This window comes from Polaribacter sp. Asnod1-A03, from assembly GCF_045063585.1.
Lineage (GTDB): Bacteria > Bacteroidota > Bacteroidia > Flavobacteriales > Flavobacteriaceae > Polaribacter.
The window spans coordinates 557,765-578,018 of record NZ_JBEFOE010000009.1 but is presented as its reverse complement, the minus strand read 5'-3'; the positions used below and the strand labels follow the sequence as shown (position 1 = coordinate 578,018).

Annotated in this window: 22 protein-coding genes; 13 read left to right on the top strand and 9 right to left on the bottom strand. The window is 27.4% G+C overall.

The window, feature by feature from the left end; translation table 11 throughout:
- Positions 1 to 241 precede the first annotated feature (241 nt).
- The 5 genes from ACJJVY_RS02970 to ACJJVY_RS02950 all read left to right on the top strand — a co-directional run bounded on the left by ACJJVY_RS02970 (position 242) and on the right by ACJJVY_RS02950 (position 5,176).
- On the top strand, positions 242 to 2,113 hold the full coding sequence (locus ACJJVY_RS02970) for a VWA domain-containing protein (RefSeq protein ID WP_405604970.1): 1,872 nt from the start codon (positions 242 to 244) through the stop codon (positions 2,111 to 2,113).
- An 18-nt stretch (positions 2,114 to 2,131) separates the two neighbouring features.
- Positions 2,132 to 2,521, top strand: a complete 390-nt coding sequence (locus tag ACJJVY_RS02965; protein WP_405604968.1) for an acyl-CoA thioesterase — start codon at positions 2,132 to 2,134, stop codon at positions 2,519 to 2,521.
- A gap of 161 nt (positions 2,522 to 2,682) precedes the next feature.
- On the top strand, positions 2,683 to 3,237 hold the full coding sequence (locus ACJJVY_RS02960; protein WP_405604966.1) for a hypothetical protein: 555 nt from the start codon (positions 2,683 to 2,685) through the stop codon (positions 3,235 to 3,237).
- A gap of 166 nt (positions 3,238 to 3,403) precedes the next feature.
- Positions 3,404 to 4,303, top strand: a complete 900-nt coding sequence (locus tag ACJJVY_RS02955; protein WP_405604964.1) for a cation diffusion facilitator family transporter — start codon at positions 3,404 to 3,406, stop codon at positions 4,301 to 4,303.
- 42 nt (positions 4,304 to 4,345) lie between these two features.
- The gene (locus tag ACJJVY_RS02950) at positions 4,346 to 5,176 is read left to right on the top strand and encodes a prohibitin family protein (RefSeq protein ID WP_405604962.1); all 831 of its coding nucleotides are present in this window, start codon (positions 4,346 to 4,348) and stop codon (positions 5,174 to 5,176) included.
- Between the two features lie 260 nt (positions 5,177 to 5,436).
- On the opposite strand, the gene ACJJVY_RS02945 is transcribed toward ACJJVY_RS02950, so the two are convergent.
- Positions 5,437 to 6,240: a carboxypeptidase-like regulatory domain-containing protein gene (locus tag ACJJVY_RS02945; RefSeq protein WP_405604960.1), complete on the bottom strand. Its 804-nt coding sequence runs from the start codon at positions 6,238 to 6,240 to the stop codon at positions 5,437 to 5,439.
- 233 nt (positions 6,241 to 6,473) lie between these two features.
- Complete coding sequence (locus tag ACJJVY_RS02940) at positions 6,474 to 7,328, bottom strand: hypothetical protein (protein WP_405604958.1); 855 nt, start codon at positions 7,326 to 7,328, stop codon at positions 6,474 to 6,476.
- Between the two features lie 190 nt (positions 7,329 to 7,518).
- Here ACJJVY_RS02940 and ACJJVY_RS02935 point away from each other — a divergent pair, with 190 nt between their 5' ends.
- Positions 7,519 to 8,529, top strand: a complete 1,011-nt coding sequence (locus ACJJVY_RS02935) for an LLM class flavin-dependent oxidoreductase (protein ID WP_405604956.1) — start codon at positions 7,519 to 7,521, stop codon at positions 8,527 to 8,529.
- Positions 8,530 to 8,646: 117 nt separating this feature from the next.
- On the opposite strand, the gene ACJJVY_RS02930 is transcribed toward ACJJVY_RS02935, so the two are convergent.
- From ACJJVY_RS02930 to ACJJVY_RS02900, 7 genes are all read right to left on the bottom strand, one after another.
- Entirely contained in the window at positions 8,647 to 10,134 is a 1,488-nt protein-coding gene (locus tag ACJJVY_RS02930) for a cryptochrome/photolyase family protein (RefSeq protein WP_405604954.1), read from the bottom strand.
- 2 nt (positions 10,135 to 10,136) lie between these two features.
- Positions 10,137 to 10,262 carry a DUF2256 domain-containing protein gene (locus tag ACJJVY_RS02925; protein WP_405611575.1) on the bottom strand — a complete coding sequence of 42 codons (126 nt, stop codon included), beginning with the start codon at positions 10,260 to 10,262 and terminating at the stop codon, positions 10,137 to 10,139.
- Complete coding sequence (locus tag ACJJVY_RS02920) at positions 10,243 to 11,709, bottom strand: deoxyribodipyrimidine photo-lyase/cryptochrome family protein (RefSeq protein ID WP_405604952.1); 1,467 nt, start codon at positions 11,707 to 11,709, stop codon at positions 10,243 to 10,245. Before ACJJVY_RS02920 ends, ACJJVY_RS02925 begins: the two co-directional genes overlap by 20 nt.
- 72 nt (positions 11,710 to 11,781) lie before the next feature.
- Complete coding sequence (locus ACJJVY_RS02915; protein WP_405604950.1) at positions 11,782 to 12,072, bottom strand: TIGR03643 family protein; 291 nt, start codon at positions 12,070 to 12,072, stop codon at positions 11,782 to 11,784.
- Position 12,073: 1 nt separating this feature from the next.
- Positions 12,074 to 12,475 (bottom strand): DUF2452 domain-containing protein, encoded by a 402-nt coding sequence (locus tag ACJJVY_RS02910; protein ID WP_405604948.1) that lies wholly within the window; start codon positions 12,473 to 12,475, stop codon positions 12,074 to 12,076.
- A 17-nt stretch (positions 12,476 to 12,492) separates the two neighbouring features.
- Positions 12,493 to 12,654 (bottom strand): Lacal_2735 family protein, encoded by a 162-nt coding sequence (locus ACJJVY_RS02905; RefSeq protein ID WP_405604946.1) that lies wholly within the window; start codon positions 12,652 to 12,654, stop codon positions 12,493 to 12,495.
- A gap of 364 nt (positions 12,655 to 13,018) precedes the next feature.
- Positions 13,019 to 13,402, bottom strand: a complete 384-nt coding sequence (locus tag ACJJVY_RS02900; RefSeq protein WP_405604944.1) for a Fur family transcriptional regulator — start codon at positions 13,400 to 13,402, stop codon at positions 13,019 to 13,021.
- An 81-nt stretch (positions 13,403 to 13,483) separates the two neighbouring features.
- Between ACJJVY_RS02900 and ACJJVY_RS02895 the strand changes: the two genes are divergently transcribed.
- The 7 genes from ACJJVY_RS02895 (at position 13,484) to ACJJVY_RS02865 (ending at position 20,240) form a co-directional block, all read left to right on the top strand.
- Positions 13,484 to 13,888, top strand: coding sequence for a MerC domain-containing protein (locus ACJJVY_RS02895; protein ID WP_405604942.1), 405 nt, complete (start codon positions 13,484 to 13,486; stop codon positions 13,886 to 13,888).
- On the top strand, positions 13,878 to 14,543 hold the full coding sequence (folE, locus tag ACJJVY_RS02890) for a GTP cyclohydrolase I FolE (RefSeq protein ID WP_405604940.1): 666 nt from the start codon (positions 13,878 to 13,880) through the stop codon (positions 14,541 to 14,543). The genes ACJJVY_RS02895 and folE overlap by 11 nt, the downstream gene beginning before the upstream one ends.
- A 41-nt stretch (positions 14,544 to 14,584) precedes the next feature.
- Positions 14,585 to 16,258, top strand: coding sequence for a PhoX family protein (locus tag ACJJVY_RS02885; protein ID WP_405604938.1), 1,674 nt, complete (start codon positions 14,585 to 14,587; stop codon positions 16,256 to 16,258).
- A gap of 23 nt (positions 16,259 to 16,281) precedes the next feature.
- The gene (locus tag ACJJVY_RS02880; RefSeq protein WP_405611572.1) at positions 16,282 to 16,365 is read left to right on the top strand and encodes a GTP-binding protein; all 84 of its coding nucleotides are present in this window, start codon (positions 16,282 to 16,284) and stop codon (positions 16,363 to 16,365) included.
- A 49-nt stretch (positions 16,366 to 16,414) separates the two neighbouring features.
- On the top strand, positions 16,415 to 17,176 hold the full coding sequence (locus ACJJVY_RS02875; protein ID WP_405604936.1) for a GTP-binding protein: 762 nt from the start codon (positions 16,415 to 16,417) through the stop codon (positions 17,174 to 17,176).
- 238 nt (positions 17,177 to 17,414) lie between these two features.
- Positions 17,415 to 17,657, top strand: a complete 243-nt coding sequence (locus ACJJVY_RS02870; protein ID WP_405604934.1) for a hypothetical protein — start codon at positions 17,415 to 17,417, stop codon at positions 17,655 to 17,657.
- Between the two features lie 210 nt (positions 17,658 to 17,867).
- On the top strand, positions 17,868 to 20,240 hold the full coding sequence (locus ACJJVY_RS02865) for a TonB-dependent receptor (protein ID WP_405604932.1): 2,373 nt from the start codon (positions 17,868 to 17,870) through the stop codon (positions 20,238 to 20,240).
- Positions 20,241 to 20,254 lie beyond the last annotated feature (14 nt).

Genomic DNA, 20,254 nt, shown 5'->3' with positions numbered 1-20,254 from the left:
TTTATAAACCAATTTATAAATAATTTAGTATTTTTTTACGTAGTTAATTAATCGTTCTTTTTAACTTGCACATAAATAAAAATCATTGCAAAACATTACTCTATTTTATATTTTTTTAGCGTTTGTATTTAGTCTTTCTATGGCTTTTTTTCAATATTTTTATAAAGAAAAAAAGAAATCTAAGTTACATGTATTCTTATTTTCATTAAAAACTTTAAGTCTTTTTTTGATAGTATTATTGTTGATTAATCCTAAGATAAAAACAATAAACTTAGAGAATTCTAAACCAATCTTAAGTATTTTGGTTGATAATTCTAAATCAATTCCATTTTTTAAAGAAGAAAATAACTTAAATAGCTTTGTAAATAGTATTAATATTGATAAAAGTTTACAAGAAAAATTTGAAATCAACACTTTTTCTTTTGGGAAAACTTTATCTCAACTAGATTCTTTTACTTTTAATGAGAACGAAACCAATATATTTAAAGCAATTACTTCTGTAAATGAATTAAATAAAAATAAAATTGCGCCTATAATATTGTTGTCAGACGGAAATCAAACAATAGGTTCTGATTATGAATTTATTAATTCTAAGCAAAAAATTTTTCCGATAGTATTTGGTGATACAATTAAATATAAGGATTTAAAAATAAGTCAATTAAATGTTAATAAATATAGCTTTGTAAAGAATAAGTTTCCGGTAGAAGTTTTATTGAATTACGAAGGAGAAGAGTCTGTTAATTCTTTATTTTCTATTTATAAAAATGGTAAAAAAGTTTTTACCAAAAACATATCATTTTCATCAGAAAGTAGTTCAAAAACTATTACAACAAACTTAACTTCTGATAAAAAAGGATTGCAATATTATACAGCAACAATTCAGAAAATTGCAGATGAAAAAAATACAAAGAATAATTCTAAAAACTTTTCTGTAGAAGTAATTGATCAACAAACAAAAGTATTGATTTTAACGTCTGTTTTACACCCAGATTTAGGTGTTTTAAAAAAATCTATAGAAAGTAATAAACAACGTTCTTTAGAAGTTCAGTTAATTGATGATTTTAATAATCAAATAAAAGATTTTCAATTAGTTATCTTAAATCAACCAAATAATAAGTTTAACACTGTTTTAAATCAATTAAAATCTAAAAATAGTAACTATTTCTTGATTACTGGAAAGAATACAGATTGGAGTTTTATAAATAACCAAGAGTTAGGTTTTTCAAAAAATTACATCAATCAAATAGAAGATTATCAAGCTGTTTACAATGATTCTTTTTTACCTTTTTATCAAAATGATATTAATTTTAATCAATTTCCTCCCTTAGAAGATTCTTATGGAGAAATCAGTATTTATAAAGAACATCAGGTATTATTACTTCAAAGTATTAACGGATTACAAACTGAACAACCATTATTGGCAAGTATAGAAGAGGATAATCAAAAAGTAGGAATTCTGTTTGGTGAAGGTATTTGGAAATGGAGATCTACAAGTTTTTTAAATTCTAATTCGTTTTATGATTTTGATGAATTTATAAGCAATTTGGTTCAGTATTTAGCAACTAATAAAAAAAGAAGTCGATTAGAAGTAAATGTAGAAAATTTATATTCAGCTAATTCAATCATCAATATATCTGCCATTTATACAGATAAAAATTATCAATTTGATACAAGAGCAGATTTAGAAATTACATTAACCAATACAGACACTAGAGAAGTAGTTAAGCTACCATTTTCTTTAATTAATAACTCTTACCAAGTTGATGTTGAAAACCTTACTTCAGGAAAGTATATTTATAGAGCAAGTGTAAAAGGACAAAATATAAGTAAGACAGGAGAATTTAAAATTACAGATTATCAAATAGAAGAGCAGTTTACAAATGCCAATGATAAAAAATTAAAGAAGTTAGCAAATAGTTCTGGAGGAAAACAGTTTTACAAAAATCAGTTTAAAGATTTAAAAGAAGAATTATTAAAAAATAAATCTTTTTACACAACTCAAAAATCAACAATAAAAGAACAAAACCTAATAGATTGGCAATGGATATTGTTTATTGTAATTGGCTTATTAACAGTAGAGTGGTTTGTTAGAAAATATTACGGTAAAACATAAAAATTAAAAAAAGAGTATATGAGATTTCACACAAGAAAATGGATTAAACCAGAAGATTTAAACCCAAACGGCACTTTATTTGGTGGTAGATTATTGCAATTTATAGACGAAGAAGTTGCTATTTATGCAATTATTCAACTAGAAGTAGATAGAACGGTTACAAAATACATGTCTGAAATAGATTTTGTGAGTTCTGCTAAGAAAGGAGATATTATTGAAATAGGAATTGATGTTGTAAAGTATGGTAGAACTTCTATAACTTTAACTTGTAATGTTAGAAATAAACTAACTAGAAAAACAATTATTGAAATTGATAAAATTGTAATGGTGTCTTTAGATGAAGAGGGCAACCCTAAAGAACATGGTAAAACAGAAATTGAATACGTTAAAAATAGATTGAAACTGTAAATAGAAGTTTTTTTTGTCAATTTATAATTTAAAAAAACTTGGAACACAAATTTTATATAAAAAGTAAAAAGGAACAAAATAAGATTTTAGCAATTATAGCTATTTGTGCAATTTTATTAATAATTTTTTCAATAATTGTATCAATAAAACTCAATTTTTATTTGATAAGTATTTTAACTTTTGCTATTACTTTATCAATAATTGCTCCTTTTTTTGATATGCCTTCACTTAAAAAGAGTGGGAAAATGGTATATTATTCACCATTATTTATAACTGAAAAGCCTAAAAATAGAGTAATTAAAATACACGGAGGAACTTTGTTTGATTATTATTTTGTGATTGATAAGAAATTGAACGGAAAACAACGAACAGATTTTATAATTCAGCAATACTTACAAGGATTATTATCTCTGATAGATAAATATGGCAATGAAAGTGAAATGAAACTTGAAGGAACAAGTTATATTTTAAACAAAAGAACAGCAAAAAAAATAGGTTTTAAAATTGTAGAAACAGACTTTTTGCAAAAAGTAATTTTGATTTATAATTACTTTAATATCCTAATTTCAAACTCAATCTCAAAAAATAAACTTTCTTTCCCAAATTTAAAAGAAACAAAAACATTTGAGGCTAATTTTAAAGATTTGGCTCAAAGAAAAGATTATATAGAAAAGTTAAATAATGCTTTAAAGAATACAATTACTAAAACAGATTAAGTTTATATTTTTGTAATTTTTTTTTAAAAAGTTTTTTTTAAAATTTAGTGTAAATCTTTTTGTTACACCAAATTAAAACTGATTTAATAAGCTGAAACTTTAATTAATATTATAGTGTAAACTATGCATCTTTTCTTAAATTTATTGGTCTATTAAATAAAATTTTATGTGTAGCCATCATAGTCATCACCATCATAATCATAATTCTACAGAAAATATAAGTGTAGCATTTTTTCTAAACTTATTTTTTTCAATAATAGAATTTATTGGAGGTATTTATACCAATAGTTTAGCTATTACATCCGATGCAATTCATGATTTAGGAGATAGTATTAGTTTGGGTTTAGCTTGGTATTTTCAAAAAATGTCAAATAAAAAACCGACTAAAAAGTATACTTACGGTTTTAAAAGATTCTCATTATTAGGAGCCATTATAAATTCTATCATTTTATTAATAGGATCTATTTTTATAATAATAAATGCAATACCTAGAATAATAAATCCTGAAGCATCTGATGCAAAAGGAATGATGTGGTTTGCAATTTTAGGAATTATTGTAAACGGAGCAGCTGTATTAAAATTAAGAAAAGGTTCTACAATTAACGAACGTGTAGTTTCCTTACATATGTTAGAAGATGTATTAGGTTGGGTAGCTGTTTTAATAACAAGTATTGTAATGCAATTTTGGAACCTTCCTTTTTTAGATCCTCTATTATCTTTATTAATTGCTGCATTTATATTGTATAATGTTTTTAAAAACGGAAATGAAAGTATCCGTATTATTTTACAAGGAACTCCAAAGAAAATTTCTATTGATAATATAAAAGCAAAGGTTTTAACTTTTGATGAAATAAAAGATATTCATGATTGTCATTTATGGACAATGGACGGTCAATATAACATTTTAACAATGCATTTGGTGGTTGAAGAGAAAATGGACTGGCAAAAAGTAAATGAGCTTAAAAAAGCTATTAAAACAATGTTACATGATGATTTTAATTTAGAGCATGTTACCTTAGAAACAGAAGTATTTAATGAAGATTGTGCTTATATAAATTGTGTTTGATAATTTAAGTCGTAAATTTGAAAGAATTTTAAAATAACAAAAATGGCAAGTAATCAAGTTGATATTAAGTTTCCTAAAGGAGGCGTTTTTTTAATAGTAATAGCAGTAATTGTGTTAATATTATTTTCTAAATCTACAGTAACTATAGGTCCTGGTGAAGGTGGTGTGATATTTGAAACTTTAGGTAATGGTATCAACACAGAAAAAACTTATGGAGAAGGTTTCCATGTTGTTCTTCCTTGGAATAGAATGATTGTTAGAAAAGTACGTCAGCAATCTATTTCTGATGAAATGAATGTACTTTCTGTAAACGGATTGGAAGTTAAAGTAAATGGGACAATTTGGTATGAGCCAGAATTTACCAACTTAGGTAAATTGATAAAAACAAAAGGAGAGGATTATGAACACGAGTTATTAGATCCCGCAATTAATGCAGCAGCAAGAAGTGTTGTTGGTCGTTATACACCAGAGCAATTATATTCTAGTAAAAGAGATGTAATAGAACAAGAAATTTTAGATGAAATTAAGATTGTTTTAAAAGATCAATTTTTAATTGTTAAACGTGTTTTAGTGGAAGATGTTAAATTACCAAATACTATTAGAACTGCAATTGAAACAAAGTTAAAACAAGAACAAGAATCTTTAGAATATGAGTTTAGAATAGCAAAAGCAGAAAAAGAAGCAGAAAGACAAAAAATTGATGCAGAAGGTAAAGCGGTAGCAAACAAAATTTTAAGCGCTTCTTTAACAGATAAAATTTTACAAGAAAAAGGGATTAGCGCAACTTTAGAGCTTTCTAAATCTACTAATAGTAAAGTAATTGTTATTGGTTCTGGAGAGTCTGGAATGCCTATTATATTGGGGAATCAATAAGGATATAACACATAATTTGTAAATAAAAATCCAGCTTATTAAGCTGGATTTTTTGTTTTAATTCTCATAATTTAATTCGTTTTTAAAATTGATATAAAACCTTGAAAACTTAATTTTATGTTAAAACACTATTATTATGTAACTTATTTAAGAATTGTGTGTCTTATAAGTAGAAATAATAGTTAATCATTATTTTAGTTAGTTTTAATAGTTGATGAAAAGGGTCAAAAGTAATTTACTTTTGACCCTTTTCTATTTTATTAGTTTTTAACAGGAATTTTATCTCTATCTATTTTTCCCTTTTTTAGGGCTTTATAATTCTCATAGCAATCCAATACAGCTTCAATCATCTGTAGATCGGATGCTTTTTTGATAAAATATTCAGAATAATTACAATCCGTTAAAAGTTCAGAAAGCTCTTGTCTATCCATTTGCAAGTATTCCATCATTACTTCTCTATCAAATTTACCTGCTAACATTTTACGTAAATCGTCTTCTTTTTTAAGTTTTTGCAGTTTTTCTAACTGCTTTGGTTTTTTTCCAAAAAGTGTGTATAGAAAATCTACAGGTTGAAATAATGCTGCAATAGGAGAGGAGAAGTCTTTTCCTTTAGGTTTACCTACCTCGTAAGTTTGTGGCAATCCATTAATTTTAATTCTTGTAAATCGGTCTTTAGGTACTTGTTTAATATCAATCTCTAAAACACCAATTAATTTTGTAGATTTTATAACTACTTCTTTAACTTCTTCAGGTTTTTCATATAAACCAATTAACAATTCATTTCCATGTAATAAATCGTTTGTAATTTTTAACTTAATAGAAGCATAACCAAGATAAGATACTAAAATAGTATCGTTAGCTTTGGTAGGTATTTCAAAAAAACCTCTATCATCTGTAATTGTTCCATTTACAGAGTTTAAGTTTAATATATGGGCTGCACTCAATGCTTTTTTAGATTCAGCATGAATAATCTGTCCTTTTAAATATGATACACGTAGCGTATCCTTCTGAGAAAAAGTGCTTATAGATACCAATAAGCACAAAATAAATAGTATTCTTTGCATATTGCAATATTAGTGATAAAAGCTTTTGAAAAAGTTAATTTTTTGTAAAACAATACTATTTTTATGAAATAATAGAAGTTTTACAGTTAAAATTCTGACTATTCTATTTTATATGAGATAAATGAATTTTAATAATTAAAAAATAAGAACAGTAAGGAGTACTTTTAAGCAAAAAAAAGTCCATTAAAATGAATAATTTTAATGGACTTTAAATTTTAAAAGGTTTTTTTCTTTTAGCCTTTAAATTTATAAATGATACCAAAATTGATACCAAATGATGAATAAGGTACTTTTTGAGATAATTCCTTAGAAACATCTGTTGCAGCATCAACATGTGATAAATTATCTACATAAGTAGTTTTTTTTACGAAACCATCAGGTAAATTATCTAAAGAATAAAAACCAGCCACAGCTAGCGTACCATTAGAAGTAAAAACATCTGTGTTAAATGATGCTAATTCAGAATCTTTTCTTTTTAAGCTAATTCCGTAGTATTCACCTTCAATAAAAAGACTAAAATGTTTATCCAACTCAAATGTATAACCCAATGCAGCTACAAAACCTAAAGGTAAATGCCCGTGAAAATCTTCTACATAATCTGTTTGTGTATAAGAGCCACTATCTAAACCAAGAGCAGTTGCTTCTGCATCAGAAAAAACAGATTTACTAGATACAATAGCTTCTGTTTTACCACCAATTTTAATTAAAGCACCAAAACGTCCATAAATATTATCTGTAAATTTATAAACTATGGCAAGAGAAGCTCCAAAAGCACGAGCTCTTGCAATTGCATCTACTTCTGTAGTTGGTAAAGTTACTTCAGATACTGTTTGGTCTGCTCCGTTTAAATATCCTAAAGCTAAATCTGCTCCAATTTTATTATTAAAAAAATACGTTCCTCTTAACTGAAAATTTAAACCTTCTCCATAACTACCATAAGTGTTTTCTGTACTTGTTGTATTTATTTTTTCTCCTAATTTCATTCCTGCACTTCCTATTGCATATCCAGTACTTGCTGAAACTTGAAATTGTCCATAAGTAATTGTACTAGTTAAAATAATTGCTAATACTGTAATTAATTGTTTCATAATTGATTGTTTTATAAAAATAATGATTAAAAATATGGTATTACCATAAAAAATAAAATCGACGGCAAATATACCTTTTTTATAATAATTGAATTAAAAATCATTTAATATTAATAAAATGAACTATTAATTATAATAGAACGTTTACTTTTATATCAAATTTAAGTTCCTTTTAATTTACAATTTTTTTATGAAAAAAACTAAGATTTTATATTCCATATTAGATCTAGCTTTAGTTTCTAAAGACAGTACTTTACAAAAAACGTATGCAAATGTATTGAGTTTAGCACAACACGCAGAAAAATATGGATACACCCGTTATTGGTTAGCAGAGCATCATAATTCACCAAATATTGGTAGTAGTGCAACTTCTGTATTAATTGGCTATGTTGCTTCTGGCACAAAAACGCTTCGTATTGGTTCTGGTGGAATTATGTTGCCAAATCACTCTCCTTTAATTGTAGCAGAACAATTTGGTACGTTGGCAACTTTATATCCTAATAGAATTGATTTAGGTTTAGGTAGAGCACCTGGTACAGATAGAGAAACGGCACAAGCTATTCGATCTGATTTTATGGAAGCAGCACAATCTTTTCCTGTAGAAATAGAAAAAATACAACAATATTTTTCTATGGATAATATAAGTGCCAAAATAAGAGTGCCAGTAGCAGAAAGTGTTGATGTACCTTTATATATTTTAGGTTCTAGCACAGATAGTGCACATTTGTCAGCCAAAAAAGGATTGCCTTATGCTTTTGCAAGTCATTTTGCTACTACGCACTTAATGGATGCAATTTCTATTTATCGTAAGGAATTTAAAGCTTCTAAAGAGCTAAAGAAACCCTATGTAATGGCAGGCGTAAATATTATAATTGCTGATACTGATGAATATGCACAAAGTTTAGCAACTTCTTTAATACGTATGATTGTGGGAATTTTTACAGGAAAACGAGATAAGGTACAACCACCAACACAAATGACAGATGAGTATAGGGAAGTGATGAAAAATCCGCAAGTACATCAAATGTTAAAATACTCTTTTATAGGAAGTAAAGCTACTGTAAAAAAGCAAGTAAAAGAATTTTTAAATCAAACCCAAGCAGATGAATTAATTGCTGTAACAAATATTTATGATGGAAAAGATAGAATCCGCTCTTACGAATTGTTTGCAGAAATTATGAAAGAATTAAATGCTATTTAATTATTCAAAATATTTCTTTAAAAAAGGAGAGAAGTTAAATTGATAAAAAAGAAGTAAATAATTTATTTACTTCTTTTTTAGTTTATAAGTTAATTTATTTAAAAAACTTAAGTTATGTTATTTAACAAATGTTAGTAGATAATCTTCACTTTTTTTAAGGTGTTTTTTTTGTTTATCAATAGACATTTTATCAAACATTTTTACCAACATACCTAAACGAGGATTTGATAAAAAGAAATCTCTATGTGTGTGCATAAATCGCCAAAAAAGCCCGTCCCAAGTTGCTTGCCATTCTCCTTTTTTATAATTACTCATTTTTATTAAGTAATTACTACCACTTATATATGGCTTCGTAGCCATTAAGCCTCCATCAGCAAATTGACTCATTCCGTAAATATTAGTTACCATAACCCAATCGTATGCATCAATAAATAGCTCCATAAACCATTTATATACTTCATCAGGGTCAAATTCACACAACATCATAAAATTACCTAATATCATTAAACGCTCTATGTGATTGCAATATCCTGTTTTTAGAACTTTTTTAATCGTTTTATCAATAGGTGTTATTCCCGTAGTTCCATTATAAAAAGATGCGGGAATTTTTTTTGTAAACTTCCAAAAATTTGTGGTACGTTCTTCACTTCCTCTAGATTCATAAATACCTCGTATAAATTCTCGCCATCCTATAATTTGGCGAATAAAACCTTCTGTAGAATTGATAGGAATGGCATTTTTATCAGCATAAATTAAACACGCATCAATAATTTCTTTAGGAGTAATTAAACCTACATTAAGCATTGGTGTTAATATACTATGATTTAATATAGAATTTTCTGCAACAATAGCATCTTCATAAACTCCAAACTCCATAAAGCGTTGTTCAAAAAATTGTTGTAGCCACTCTTTAGTACTTTTAAAATTTGTTGGGTATAAAGCGTAATCGGTTAAACTTCCTAAATTATTAGAAAAGTTGTTTTCTACATATTCTTTAGCTTCTTTAAAATAAACATCTACATCAGGAAACTGAATTGATGGTGGTGTTTTTTTAGCAGGATATTTTTTTCGGTTTTCAGTATCAAAAGTCCATTTATCTCCTGTGGGCTTTCCGTCTGGATTTATAAGTATGTTTCTCTTTTTACGTTGTTCTTTATAAAAAGTAGTTTGATGATATTTTTTTTTATCACTTTTAAAAAAAGGATATAAATCTTCTTTAGAATTTAAAAATAAAGGTGATTTGTATATAGTTGTAGAAATATTATTTTCTAAACAGCCTTTCTCTATCCTTTTTTGAAGCCAATTATCAGTTGGATCTATATAGTTTATGTGTTCAACTCCTTTCTTTTTTAATTCAGGAAGTAATAATCTAATATCTGAAGTTGATGTAATAGCATCAATATAATGTACACCTATACTTTTTTCTTCTGAAAGAAAATCAGCATACTGTTTCATTGTAGCCCTATGAAAAGCTATTTTTTGTTTATGAAAAGAATACTGCTTAAAAAACAAAAATTCTTCTACTAAATATACAGGAGCATTTACTTTAAAAATAGGAGAGTCTTGAAATAATTGATGCGGAAATATTAGGTTAATTGTTTTCATTTTTACTTATTTCTTTTACAGCGTTCACTACAATATTTTACATCATTCCAATTCTTTTCCCATTTTTTTCGCCATGTAAATGGTCGTTTGCAAACCACACATGTTTTTTCATTTTCTTCGATTTTTATTTACATGTGTATTTAAGATTTTATTTTTTTCACTTTGCACTGCAGGATGTTTTTTATGTTCCCATATTTTATCTCTAGCTAATTTGGAGCTTTCTTGCAAATCAACAATCGGTAATGGATAATTTTCTCCGATAATTGTTTCGCAAAAAGCTTGTTGCATTACAGTCATTTTCCAGGGTTCATGAATATTTGTTATTGGTACATTTACTAATTCAGGAATCCATTTTTTTATAAAAACACCTTCTGGATCATATTCTTGAGAATTCTTTATAGGATTGTATAACCGAACTGTATTAATACCTGTAGTACCTGCTTGCATTTGAAATTGTGGATAATGAATACCTGGATCATAATCTAAAAATTGACGAGCTAAATGATAAGTACCATCTCGCCAATCTTGATCTAGATTAAAAGTAAAAAAAGAAACAACCATGGCTCTCATTCTAAAATTAATCCAACCTGTTTGCTCAACAGCACGCATACAAGCATCAATTAAAGGGTAGCCTGTATTACCAGTTTTCCAAGCTTTTATAAATGTCTCGTTTTTAGCATGTTTTAAGAGTTCATAGCCTTGGTTAATACAATGAGTTTCGTAGCTACATTCTACTTCAAACTTCTGAATAAAATGACAATGCCAATGTAAACGTGTAAGCATTGCGGAAAAAGCTTTGTCATTTTTAGTTCCGTTTGGGTGTGTTCCTACAAACTGAAATACTTGTTTAATACTAATATTTCCCCAAGCAAGATAAGGAGATAATCTACTGCAAGATATTCTGCTTTCTGTAGGTTTAGAAATATGTTTTTGATAATTAGCACCTCTTTTATTTGTAAAAGATCTTAAATAACGCCATGCATTTTGTTCTCCTGCTGGTTGAAATTGTTTTGGGTAATCTTCTAAATCTTTTTTAAATTTTTCTGGTAATATAAAAGTATGTTCAAAATCTTCTAATTCAGATATTTTATAGGTGTTTTTAATAACAGGAGTGTGCATTTTTAGATGCCACTGATTATTCCAATTATCTCTGTTTTTTATCCCTCGTAAAATACCATCTCGTTGAAATTCTTGCCAAATAATATTATTATGTTTACAAAATAAATTTATTTTTTTATCTCGTTGCCAAGTAGTTTGAGTTCCACTTTCTTGATAACTAAAAAGATTCTTTGTATTAAAATTTTGTTGAAGATATTCAAAAATAGATAATGCTTCTCCGTAGAATACTTCTACTTTTTTATTGAAAGGTTCTAAACTACTATTTAATGCTTTTATTGAGTGATATATAAATTTTAAATGCCTTGGGCTTGTATCTGGATATCCAATAATTTCAGGTTCAAACAAATAAATAATTAAATAAGGAATATCGGCTTGTTCTGCTTGAAACAAAGGTTCGTGGTCTTGCGAACGAAGATCTCTTTTTAACCAAACAATATTTATAGTATTTTTCTTCAAAACATTAACTAATTATACTTTTACAAAAAAATAATGCGTAAAAATAAAAGCTTTATTCTTTTACAATTAGGTTTAACGCTTACTTATTCTATTACCAGATATTGCTTTTTGTCGAGAGCACTTAAAACGATTAATATCTTTGTTACGTTTTTTTAAATGTTTTAAGCTAACACCACTATTTACTCGTTTGCGCCAGCGTTTAAAACTAGATTCTTTTAAATTATTGCGCATTAATTTAATTACCTCTTTCTCTGGTAATCCAAATTGAAATACGATAGCCTCAAAAGGGGTTCTATCTTCCCAAGCCATTTCTATAATACGATCTAGCTCTCTTTCTGTAAATTCTTTTGTGTTTATTACCATATTAAGCTTTTTCCCAAATTAGATCTGTATTTAAATAGAAGCTACCTAAAGAGTGAAACTTGCATTGATTTGGTGCTATTAAAGATAAAAAATTATCGTCATTTTCTCTTTTATATAGGTGGTATATTTCTCCTGTAATGGGTTCAAATGAAAATTTAGCTTCAAAAATCAGCTTGTTATATTCAAACTCTTGCATCATTTTCTCGTATTCCACTTTTAGTTCTAAAAATTTTGAATTTACTTTATGATTTACTTTATTAATACTTCTATTTTTCCAAGCTACAGTATCTATCGATGTAATTACAGGCGCTCCTAAAGATGTTGCGTATGGCCTTAAAGCTGCATCATATTTTTTAGTTTTTTCATTAAAAACTATATTATCTGGTTTTTTTGAGGATTTCATTTCTTTCAATATTTTATTTAAAGCTGTTGTATTTTATTCATTATTACTTCTGCTTCAAATATTTTTTGATCACTCTTTTTTCTATCTATAGATGAAAAGTGGTGAGCCTCTTTTAAAAGATTTTTATATTGAATTTGTAGTTTTTCTTTTTCTGTTTTCTTTTTAAATAAACCAAACATATCTTTATTTTTTTAAATTTTAAAAACAATAAAATTTTATTAATATTTTGTAAAGATATAAAATGTTTAACTTTATTGTAAAAAAGATAAACAAAATTATTTTTAAGAAATTTTTGATGTATTTATATTCATAGAATTTTAGCTAAAAATTCATAGTATATTAAATATAAATAGCTTAGATATTGTTAATTATTTTATTGTTATAACAACAAAAAACAGATTAAAACTAAGTAGGAGTTACAATTAATTTAATAATTTTAGGGGTAAAAAATATTGAAGAATTAAAATTATAATATAATTAGAAGTCCAACTAAATTAGAAATATATAATATTTTTAATCTGTAAATAGTAAAATTATATGCTATTATTCATCAAAGCATTTTTCACATTTACCTTGAATTAAAACTTGAGAAACTTCTACTTTTCTATTTTCTATTTTAGGAACAGCAACTGTAACAGACAAACAATCTACTCTACCGCAACTTAAACACTGAAAATGAGGGTGAACATCTTTATGCACTGTTGCAGAACAATCTTTACATTTTGCATACCATTTAAGACCTTCTTTACCTAAAAAAGAATGTAATACACCATCATCTTCTAATTTATCTAATACACGGTAAATGGTTGTTTTATTAAATGTTTTGTTTAATTGGCTAATTAATTGCTTGGCAGAAATAGCTTCTTTGCTATTATTAAACGTATTAAGTAGTACTTCTACAGCTTTTGTTTTTCTAATAATACCCATGCAACAAATATAACGCAACTTAGTTGTACTAACAAGTTTTTAATTTATATTTGCAACTCAGTTGTATTAATAATAATTTAAATGATATTTACAGAACAAAAATCAGACAGTATAGGTGCTATCTCTAGTATACTTTGTCTAATCCATTGCGTTTCTACTCCTTTTATTTTTTTAGCTCAAAGTAGCTTATTAAATTGCTGTAACGAAGTACCAAGTTGGTGGAAATTGATTGATTATTTTTTCTTAGTAATTTCTTTTATTGCTATATTTCGATCAACAAAAACAACTTCTAAAAGTTGGATTAAACCAGCTCTTTGGGTTAGTTGGGGGGTATTATTTGTAGTAATCATCAACGAAAAAATAGAATTACTTTCTCTTAGTGAAAATATAATATATATACCTGCATTTTCATTAATTGGATTGCATTTATATAATAGAAAATATTGTCAATGTAACACAGATAAATGTTGTACTCATGAAGGATAAAGAACAAATTATATTAGAAGGTGATGCTCATTTTTCTACAAGTATAAAAACACCATTGCGTGCAGATGCTTTTGATAAATCTGATGATGAAAAAATTAAAACCATTCAGCATCATTTTAAAATGATTATGGAAGAAATGGGGTTAGATTTAACTGATGACAGTTTGTCTGGCACACCATATCGAGTAGCCAAAATGTATATAAAAGAATTATTTTACGGTTTAAACCCTACAAATAAGCCTAAACTATCAACTTTTGATAATAAATATAATTATCAAAAAATGTTAGTAGAACAAAACATTACTATTGATTCTGCATGCGAGCATCATTTTTTACCAATTGTAGGTTTTGCAAATGTTGCTTATATTCCCAAAAAAAAGGTGATTGGGCTTTCAAAAATTAATCGTTTAGTAGATTATTATGCACGTCGTCCTCAGGTGCAAGAAAGGTTAGTTTTACAAATTTTAAATGATTTACAAGAAGTTTTAGAAACAAAAGATGTTATTGTTTCTGTTACTGCAAAGCATTTATGTGTATCCTCTAGAGGTATTAAAGATCAAAGTAGTTTTACCACTACTTTAGAGTACGGAGGTTGTTTTTCTGAATCAGAAAAAAGAAATGAATTTTTAAAAATAATTACACAAGAAAAAATATAATAAACACTTTAATAAAATTTAAAAATTTTAAATAAAATAAGATGGATTATAATAGAAGAAAATTTATTTCCTTTATGGGTAAAGCAGGTTTAGCATCACTTGTGTTACCTCAATTTTTAATGAGTTGTGGTAATACAGCGACCCCTATAAAAGGTTTTAATAATATTTCTGATGAAAGATTACAAGAACTTAAAAATTTGATTTTAGAAGGAATTTCTGCTTCTGATAAAGATGATTTATTATTGGCTGATGGATTAGATTATCATACTATATTAAAATGGGGAGATAAAATTAGTGATACAGATACTTTTGGTTTTAATAATGATTATACGTGTTTTATTCCGTTTAGTGATGATAATCCTAAAGATGGTTTGTTATGGGTAAATCACGAATATATAAATCCTTTATTTGTTTCTGATTTTAATGATGCTGATGAAAATGTACAACCTAAAACAAAAGAACAGGTAGATAAAGAAATGTACAATGTTGGTGGAACTATTGTACGTATAAAAGAAGAAAATGGAGTTTGGAAAGTTGTAAAAAACGACCCACATAACAGAAGAATAACTGCACAAACAGACATCGCTTTAAATTGGGATTATCCAATAAAAGGGCAAAGTTATGTAAAAGGAACGCTTGCCAATTGTTCTGGAGGAATTACACCATGGAAAACCTTTATTACTTGCGAAGAAAATTACGATGGTTTTTGGGGAGAAACTGTTTATGATGAAAATAATGTAGAAAGCCATGTAAATAGTGGTTATGGTTGGGAAAATTTTTATGAATATCCGCCAGAACATTATGGTTGGGTTGTAGAAGTAAATCCTAAAGATGGTAAAGCACAAAAACACATAGCATTAGGTAGATTTGCACATGAATGCTGTACTTTATATGAATTAGAAGATAAAAGAGTTGTTGCCTACACTGGTGATGATCATAATGATGAGCATTTGTATAAGTTTGTTTCTTCTAAACCAGGTTCTTTAAAAGAAGGAACTTTGTATGTTGCAGATACTATTAACGGAAAATGGTTGGCTTTAGATTGGGAGAATCAACCGATATTAAAAACTAAGTTTAAAAATCAAACAGAAGTTTTAATTAGAGCAAGAGAATCATCAAAATTAATTGGGGCAACTCCGTTAAACAGACCAGAAGATATAGAAATTGATCCTATTACAGGAAATGTTTTTATCACCTTAACAAATAACAAGCCTAAAGGAGATTTTCATGGTTCTATTTTAAAAATTGAAGAAACCAATGGCGCTTTTGATGCTTTAACTTTTAAAGCATCCACTTACATAGCTGGTGGAGAAGAAAATGGGTTTTCTTGTCCGGATAATTTAACTTTTGATATGTCTGGTAATTTATGGATAACTACAGATATGTCTGGTAGTGCTATGAACAGAGAAGATAAACCTTATATGCCTTTTAAAAATAATAGTCTTTTTGTAATATCAAGACATGGTAAAGAAGCAGGAAAAGTAATTAGAGTTGCTTCTGCACCCAAAGATGCAGAACTTACAGGTCCTTGGTTTTCTCCGGATGGTAAAACATTGTTTTTAAGTGTGCAACACCCTGGTGAGCAAACAAAAAATTTAAAAAAACCAACAAGTACTTGGCCTTTTGATGCAGATAATATTCCTAAACCTGCAGTAGTTGCTATTACGGGAGATTTAATTGAAAAAATGAATAGATTAAACTTAATAGAAGTTTAATTTAGTTATATATTTCTTACAAGATGGAAGCAATTATTACCATTGTTGGTTTTTTAGGATCTGGAAAAACAACCTTATTAAAGTACTTAATAAATCGTTTTTTCTGAAAAAGAATGGAATCCTTTTGTTATTTTAAATGATTATGAAAATGCCAATATGGATATACAACAGTTTCTAGACAAAATAGACAGCAAACATGTAAAAGCCTTAACAGGCAGTTGTATTTGCTGTAGTGGAATTAATGAACTTAGAAATTATGTAAATGGAATTCCTGAAAGAAAAAACGGAATTACGTTAATAGAAGCTAACGGAACATCAGATGCTTGTTCTTTAATGGAATTTTTAGGTGTAGGATTAAACGATCGTTTTTTACCACCGATTCAAATATCTGTTGTAGATGTTAAAAATTGGCAAACAAGAGAAGAACATAATGATCTTGAATTTAATCAAGTACAAGTATCTTCTTTAATTGTACTTACACATTTAGAAAAAGCATCAGAAAATAGAAGAGACTTAGTAATTAATGAACTGAAAAAAGTGAATCCTTTTGCCAAAATTATAACCTTAGATGCTCTTGATGTAGATTTATTACCAGAACTCTCTCCTTCTAAAAATATTGCAGAAAGATTAGAGCATCAAGAGGCACATTGGGCTTCTTGTTCTGTAGATTTACCTGTTTTACCTAATATTGGTTGTATTGATATAATTTGTAGGAATATTCCTAAAAGTATTTTAAGAGTTAAGGGTTGCACTAAAATAGCTGATGATGAGAATTATACTTATTTTGAGAGAACACCAGATGGTAAAGTGTTTATAAGGCCTTTTAGGGGCGTACCTATTACAGGTACAAAACTCTTAACAATAGGACCAGGAAGTTTACCTGAAGTTTTAGAAAAAATTATTAAAACAATAATTTAAATCAAAAAAAAAAATCTTTTTTCTTAGTTTTTATACCCATAAAAATTAATTTGATTTTAATTAAAATATACATTGCAACTCTGTTGCATTATTGAAAAAAAATAATACATTTGTACAATAAATAGATACAATTATTTGTAATAGTTTATTAAAATTAGCATCGTATTTTATACTTTTAATGAAACACAGTCGTTTAAAAAATAACATCACTTTTTTGTTTCTTGTCTTTTTTCTATCAATGAAAATGACAGGGATGCATTCTTTGTCTCATACGGATGAGAACGAAGAAATTTGTGTTGTTTGTGATTTTGCGATTGAAAATAATTTAATACCAACACTTACTCCGGATGTTAATGATTTCGAAATAGAAAATATCGAATTTATTATTCAGAAAGAAGTTGCTATTTATTACAATTACACTATTATAAGTAATAGTATTCCAAGAGAACTCTTTTCTCGTCCACCACCTTTCTTAGTATAAGTTTCTATACATTTTATTCTTTACAAGTATAATGAAGTAGTTAATATTGCTTTTTATGATTTCCTTTAGTAGGTTATTATAAATAATTTTAACGCTTAATATCTTGTAAATGTGGTAAATAAACTATTGATATCTATATCAATAGGTGTATAGGTTTTATCCTAGTTCTTTTTTAAGAACAATTATTAAAATCTTATTGTATTCTAAATTATGTTTCAAAAAGCACTATTAAGTGTATGGTTATTTTTTAGCCTTTGCACTATTTCTTTTGGTCAAGATCTATATCAAATAAAAGGATCTGTACTAAATGTTACTACTTTACAACCTATAGAAGGTATCAATATTGTTGGCCATAAACGTTATGCAATTTCTTCTAAAACAGGAGAATTCACTATAAATAATATGGCAAATGGTACATATACTTTTAAAGTATCTCATATTGGTTTTGATTCTAAAACAGTAACAGTTGTTGTAGCATCTGCATCAGTAACACTACCAATTTATTTAAAAGAATCTTCTACAAAATTAGATGAGGTTAAAGTTTTAGGTAAATCTAAGAAGAGAATTCTTAAAGAAATACCGATAGTTTCTCAGACTGTTTCTAAAGAATTTTTAGAGAATAATAGAGAAAATAGTTTAATGCAAACCCTAAGTAAAATACCAGGAGTAAGTACCATAAATATTGGTTCTGGACAATCTAAACCTGTAATTAGAGGTTTGGGTTTTAATAGAGTTGCTGTTGTACAGAACGGAATAAAACACGAAGCACAACAATGGGGAAATGATCATGGTTTAGAAATAGATCAGCAAGGAATAGAAAACATACAGATTATAAAAGGACCAGCTTCTTTGTTATATGGTTCGGATGCTATTGCAGGTGTTGTAGACATTCAGCCAAATAAAATTCCATCAAAAAATTCTTTTAATGGAGAAGTAAATATTTTAGGAGAAACAAATAATGATTTAGTAGGAATTTCTGCCGGAATTACATCAAGAAAAGATAAATGGTTTTACAGAAGTAGACTAACATATAGAGATTATGCAGATTATAAAGTGCCAACAGATAAAATTAATTACGAAAATTATGTTTTTGATTTATATGATAATAATTTAAGAAATACCGCAGGTAAAGAAGCAGATGCTAGTGTAAGTATTGGTTATGATACAAATAATATTACAACAGAAACCACCTTTAGTAACGTAAATGCTAAAAACGGATTTTTTGCAAATGCGCATGGTTTAGAAGTAAGAACTTCTAGTATTGATTATGATAGTTCTAATAGAGATATAGATTTGCCTTACCATAAAGTAAATCATTTTAAAATTACTAATAATACTTCTATAAAGACTGATAATCATAAATTGTATTTCGATTTTGGTTTTCAAAATAATGTTAGAGAAGAACATTCAGAACCTGTACCACATGGTTATATGCCAAAACCAGAAAATAGCAAAGAAAGAGTATTTAAAAAAAACACCTATTCTATTAATGCAAGAGATGCTTTTAAACCGGATAACAGACACGATATGGTTGTTGGTTTAAACATGGAATATCAAGATAATAATATTGGCGGATGGGGATTTTTGATTCCAGAATACGATCGTTTTACAGCAGGAATATTTGGTTATGATCAATTTGAAGTCAACTCTAATTTACACATTTTAGCAGGGGTTCGTTATGATTATGGATTGGTAGATACAAAAGCATATTACGATTGGTTTCAATCGACCATAAATAATGATGACGATTCTACCTCTTATGTATATTTACAAAGATCGCAAGATAGAACACTTAATTTTGGTAACATTAGTGCTTCTTTAGGGGTAAGTTACATCAATAATAAAACCACTTACAAAGTAAATATAGGTAGAAGTTTTAGAATGCCTCTATCTAATGAATTAGCTTCTGATGGTGTAAATTATCACATGTATCGTTATGAGAGAGGAAATATAGATTTAGATCCAGAAATATCATATCAATTAGATGTTGATGTAGACCATACAACAAATTCTTTTAGCGTTGGATTGAGTCCATTTGTAAATATATTTGAAAACTATATTTATTTAAATCCGACTTCTAGTTATTACGAAACTTTACAAATTTACGAATACACACAAGCCAAGGTTTTTAGAGTAGGAGGCGAATTTAGAGCAAATACATCAATATCTAATAACTTGCAATTAGATGCTTCTGTAGAATATGTGTATTCTATACAAACAAGTGGTGCAAAAGAAGGATTTACCTTACCATTTTCGCCACCATTATCTGCATTGTTTTCTGCAAATTATAAATTTAAAGATGTTTCATTTTTTAAGAATCCGCAATTGGTAGCAGATTTTAGAATAACTGCAGCGCAAGAAGAAATTGTACCACCAGAAGAAATTACAGAAGGCTATCAGTTATTAAATATGTCTTTTTTATCAGAATTAAATGTATTTAAAAATAATACTCCTATAGAAATACGAGTAAAATTGAATAACGTTTTCGATACAAAATACTTTAATCATACTAGTTTTTACAGGTTGATAGATGTACCCGAAGCTGGTAAAAATTTATCCTTATCTGTAACGATACCTTTTTAAAAATTAATCAATAA

Excerpts from the sequence above, each read along its gene's own strand:
- ACJJVY_RS02885 (WP_405604938.1), top strand. The coding sequence starts at position 14,585 with ATGGATTATAATAGAAGAAAATTTATTTCCTTTATGGGTAAAGCAGGT.
- ACJJVY_RS02900 (WP_405604944.1), bottom strand. The coding sequence starts at position 13,402 with ATGGGTATTATTAGAAAAACAAAAGCTGTAGAAGTACTACTTAATACG.
- ACJJVY_RS02915 (WP_405604950.1), bottom strand. The coding sequence starts at position 12,072 with ATGGTAATAAACACAAAAGAATTTACAGAAAGAGAGCTAGATCGTATT.
- ACJJVY_RS02965 (WP_405604968.1), top strand. The coding sequence starts at position 2,132 with ATGAGATTTCACACAAGAAAATGGATTAAACCAGAAGATTTAAACCCA.
- ACJJVY_RS02930 (WP_405604954.1), bottom strand. The coding sequence starts at position 10,134 with ATGAAAACAATTAACCTAATATTTCCGCATCAATTATTTCAAGACTCT.
- ACJJVY_RS02870 (WP_405604934.1), top strand. The coding sequence starts at position 17,415 with ATGAAAATGACAGGGATGCATTCTTTGTCTCATACGGATGAGAACGAA.
- ACJJVY_RS02905 (WP_405604946.1), bottom strand. The coding sequence starts at position 12,654 with ATGTTTGGTTTATTTAAAAAGAAAACAGAAAAAGAAAAACTACAAATT.
- ACJJVY_RS02940 (WP_405604958.1), bottom strand. The coding sequence starts at position 7,328 with ATGAAACAATTAATTACAGTATTAGCAATTATTTTAACTAGTACAATT.
- ACJJVY_RS02945 (WP_405604960.1), bottom strand. The coding sequence starts at position 6,240 with ATGCAAAGAATACTATTTATTTTGTGCTTATTGGTATCTATAAGCACT.
- ACJJVY_RS02955 (WP_405604964.1), top strand. The coding sequence starts at position 3,404 with ATGTGTAGCCATCATAGTCATCACCATCATAATCATAATTCTACAGAA.
- ACJJVY_RS02910 (WP_405604948.1), bottom strand. The coding sequence starts at position 12,475 with ATGAAATCCTCAAAAAAACCAGATAATATAGTTTTTAATGAAAAAACT.
- ACJJVY_RS02880 (WP_405611572.1), top strand. The coding sequence starts at position 16,282 with ATGGAAGCAATTATTACCATTGTTGGTTTTTTAGGATCTGGAAAAACA.
- ACJJVY_RS02865 (WP_405604932.1), top strand. The coding sequence starts at position 17,868 with ATGTTTCAAAAAGCACTATTAAGTGTATGGTTATTTTTTAGCCTTTGC.
- ACJJVY_RS02875 (WP_405604936.1), top strand. The coding sequence starts at position 16,415 with ATGGATATACAACAGTTTCTAGACAAAATAGACAGCAAACATGTAAAA.
- ACJJVY_RS02935 (WP_405604956.1), top strand. The coding sequence starts at position 7,519 with ATGAAAAAAACTAAGATTTTATATTCCATATTAGATCTAGCTTTAGTT.
- ACJJVY_RS02950 (WP_405604962.1), top strand. The coding sequence starts at position 4,346 with ATGGCAAGTAATCAAGTTGATATTAAGTTTCCTAAAGGAGGCGTTTTT.
- ACJJVY_RS02895 (WP_405604942.1), top strand. The coding sequence starts at position 13,484 with ATGATATTTACAGAACAAAAATCAGACAGTATAGGTGCTATCTCTAGT.
- folE (WP_405604940.1), top strand. The coding sequence starts at position 13,878 with ATGAAGGATAAAGAACAAATTATATTAGAAGGTGATGCTCATTTTTCT.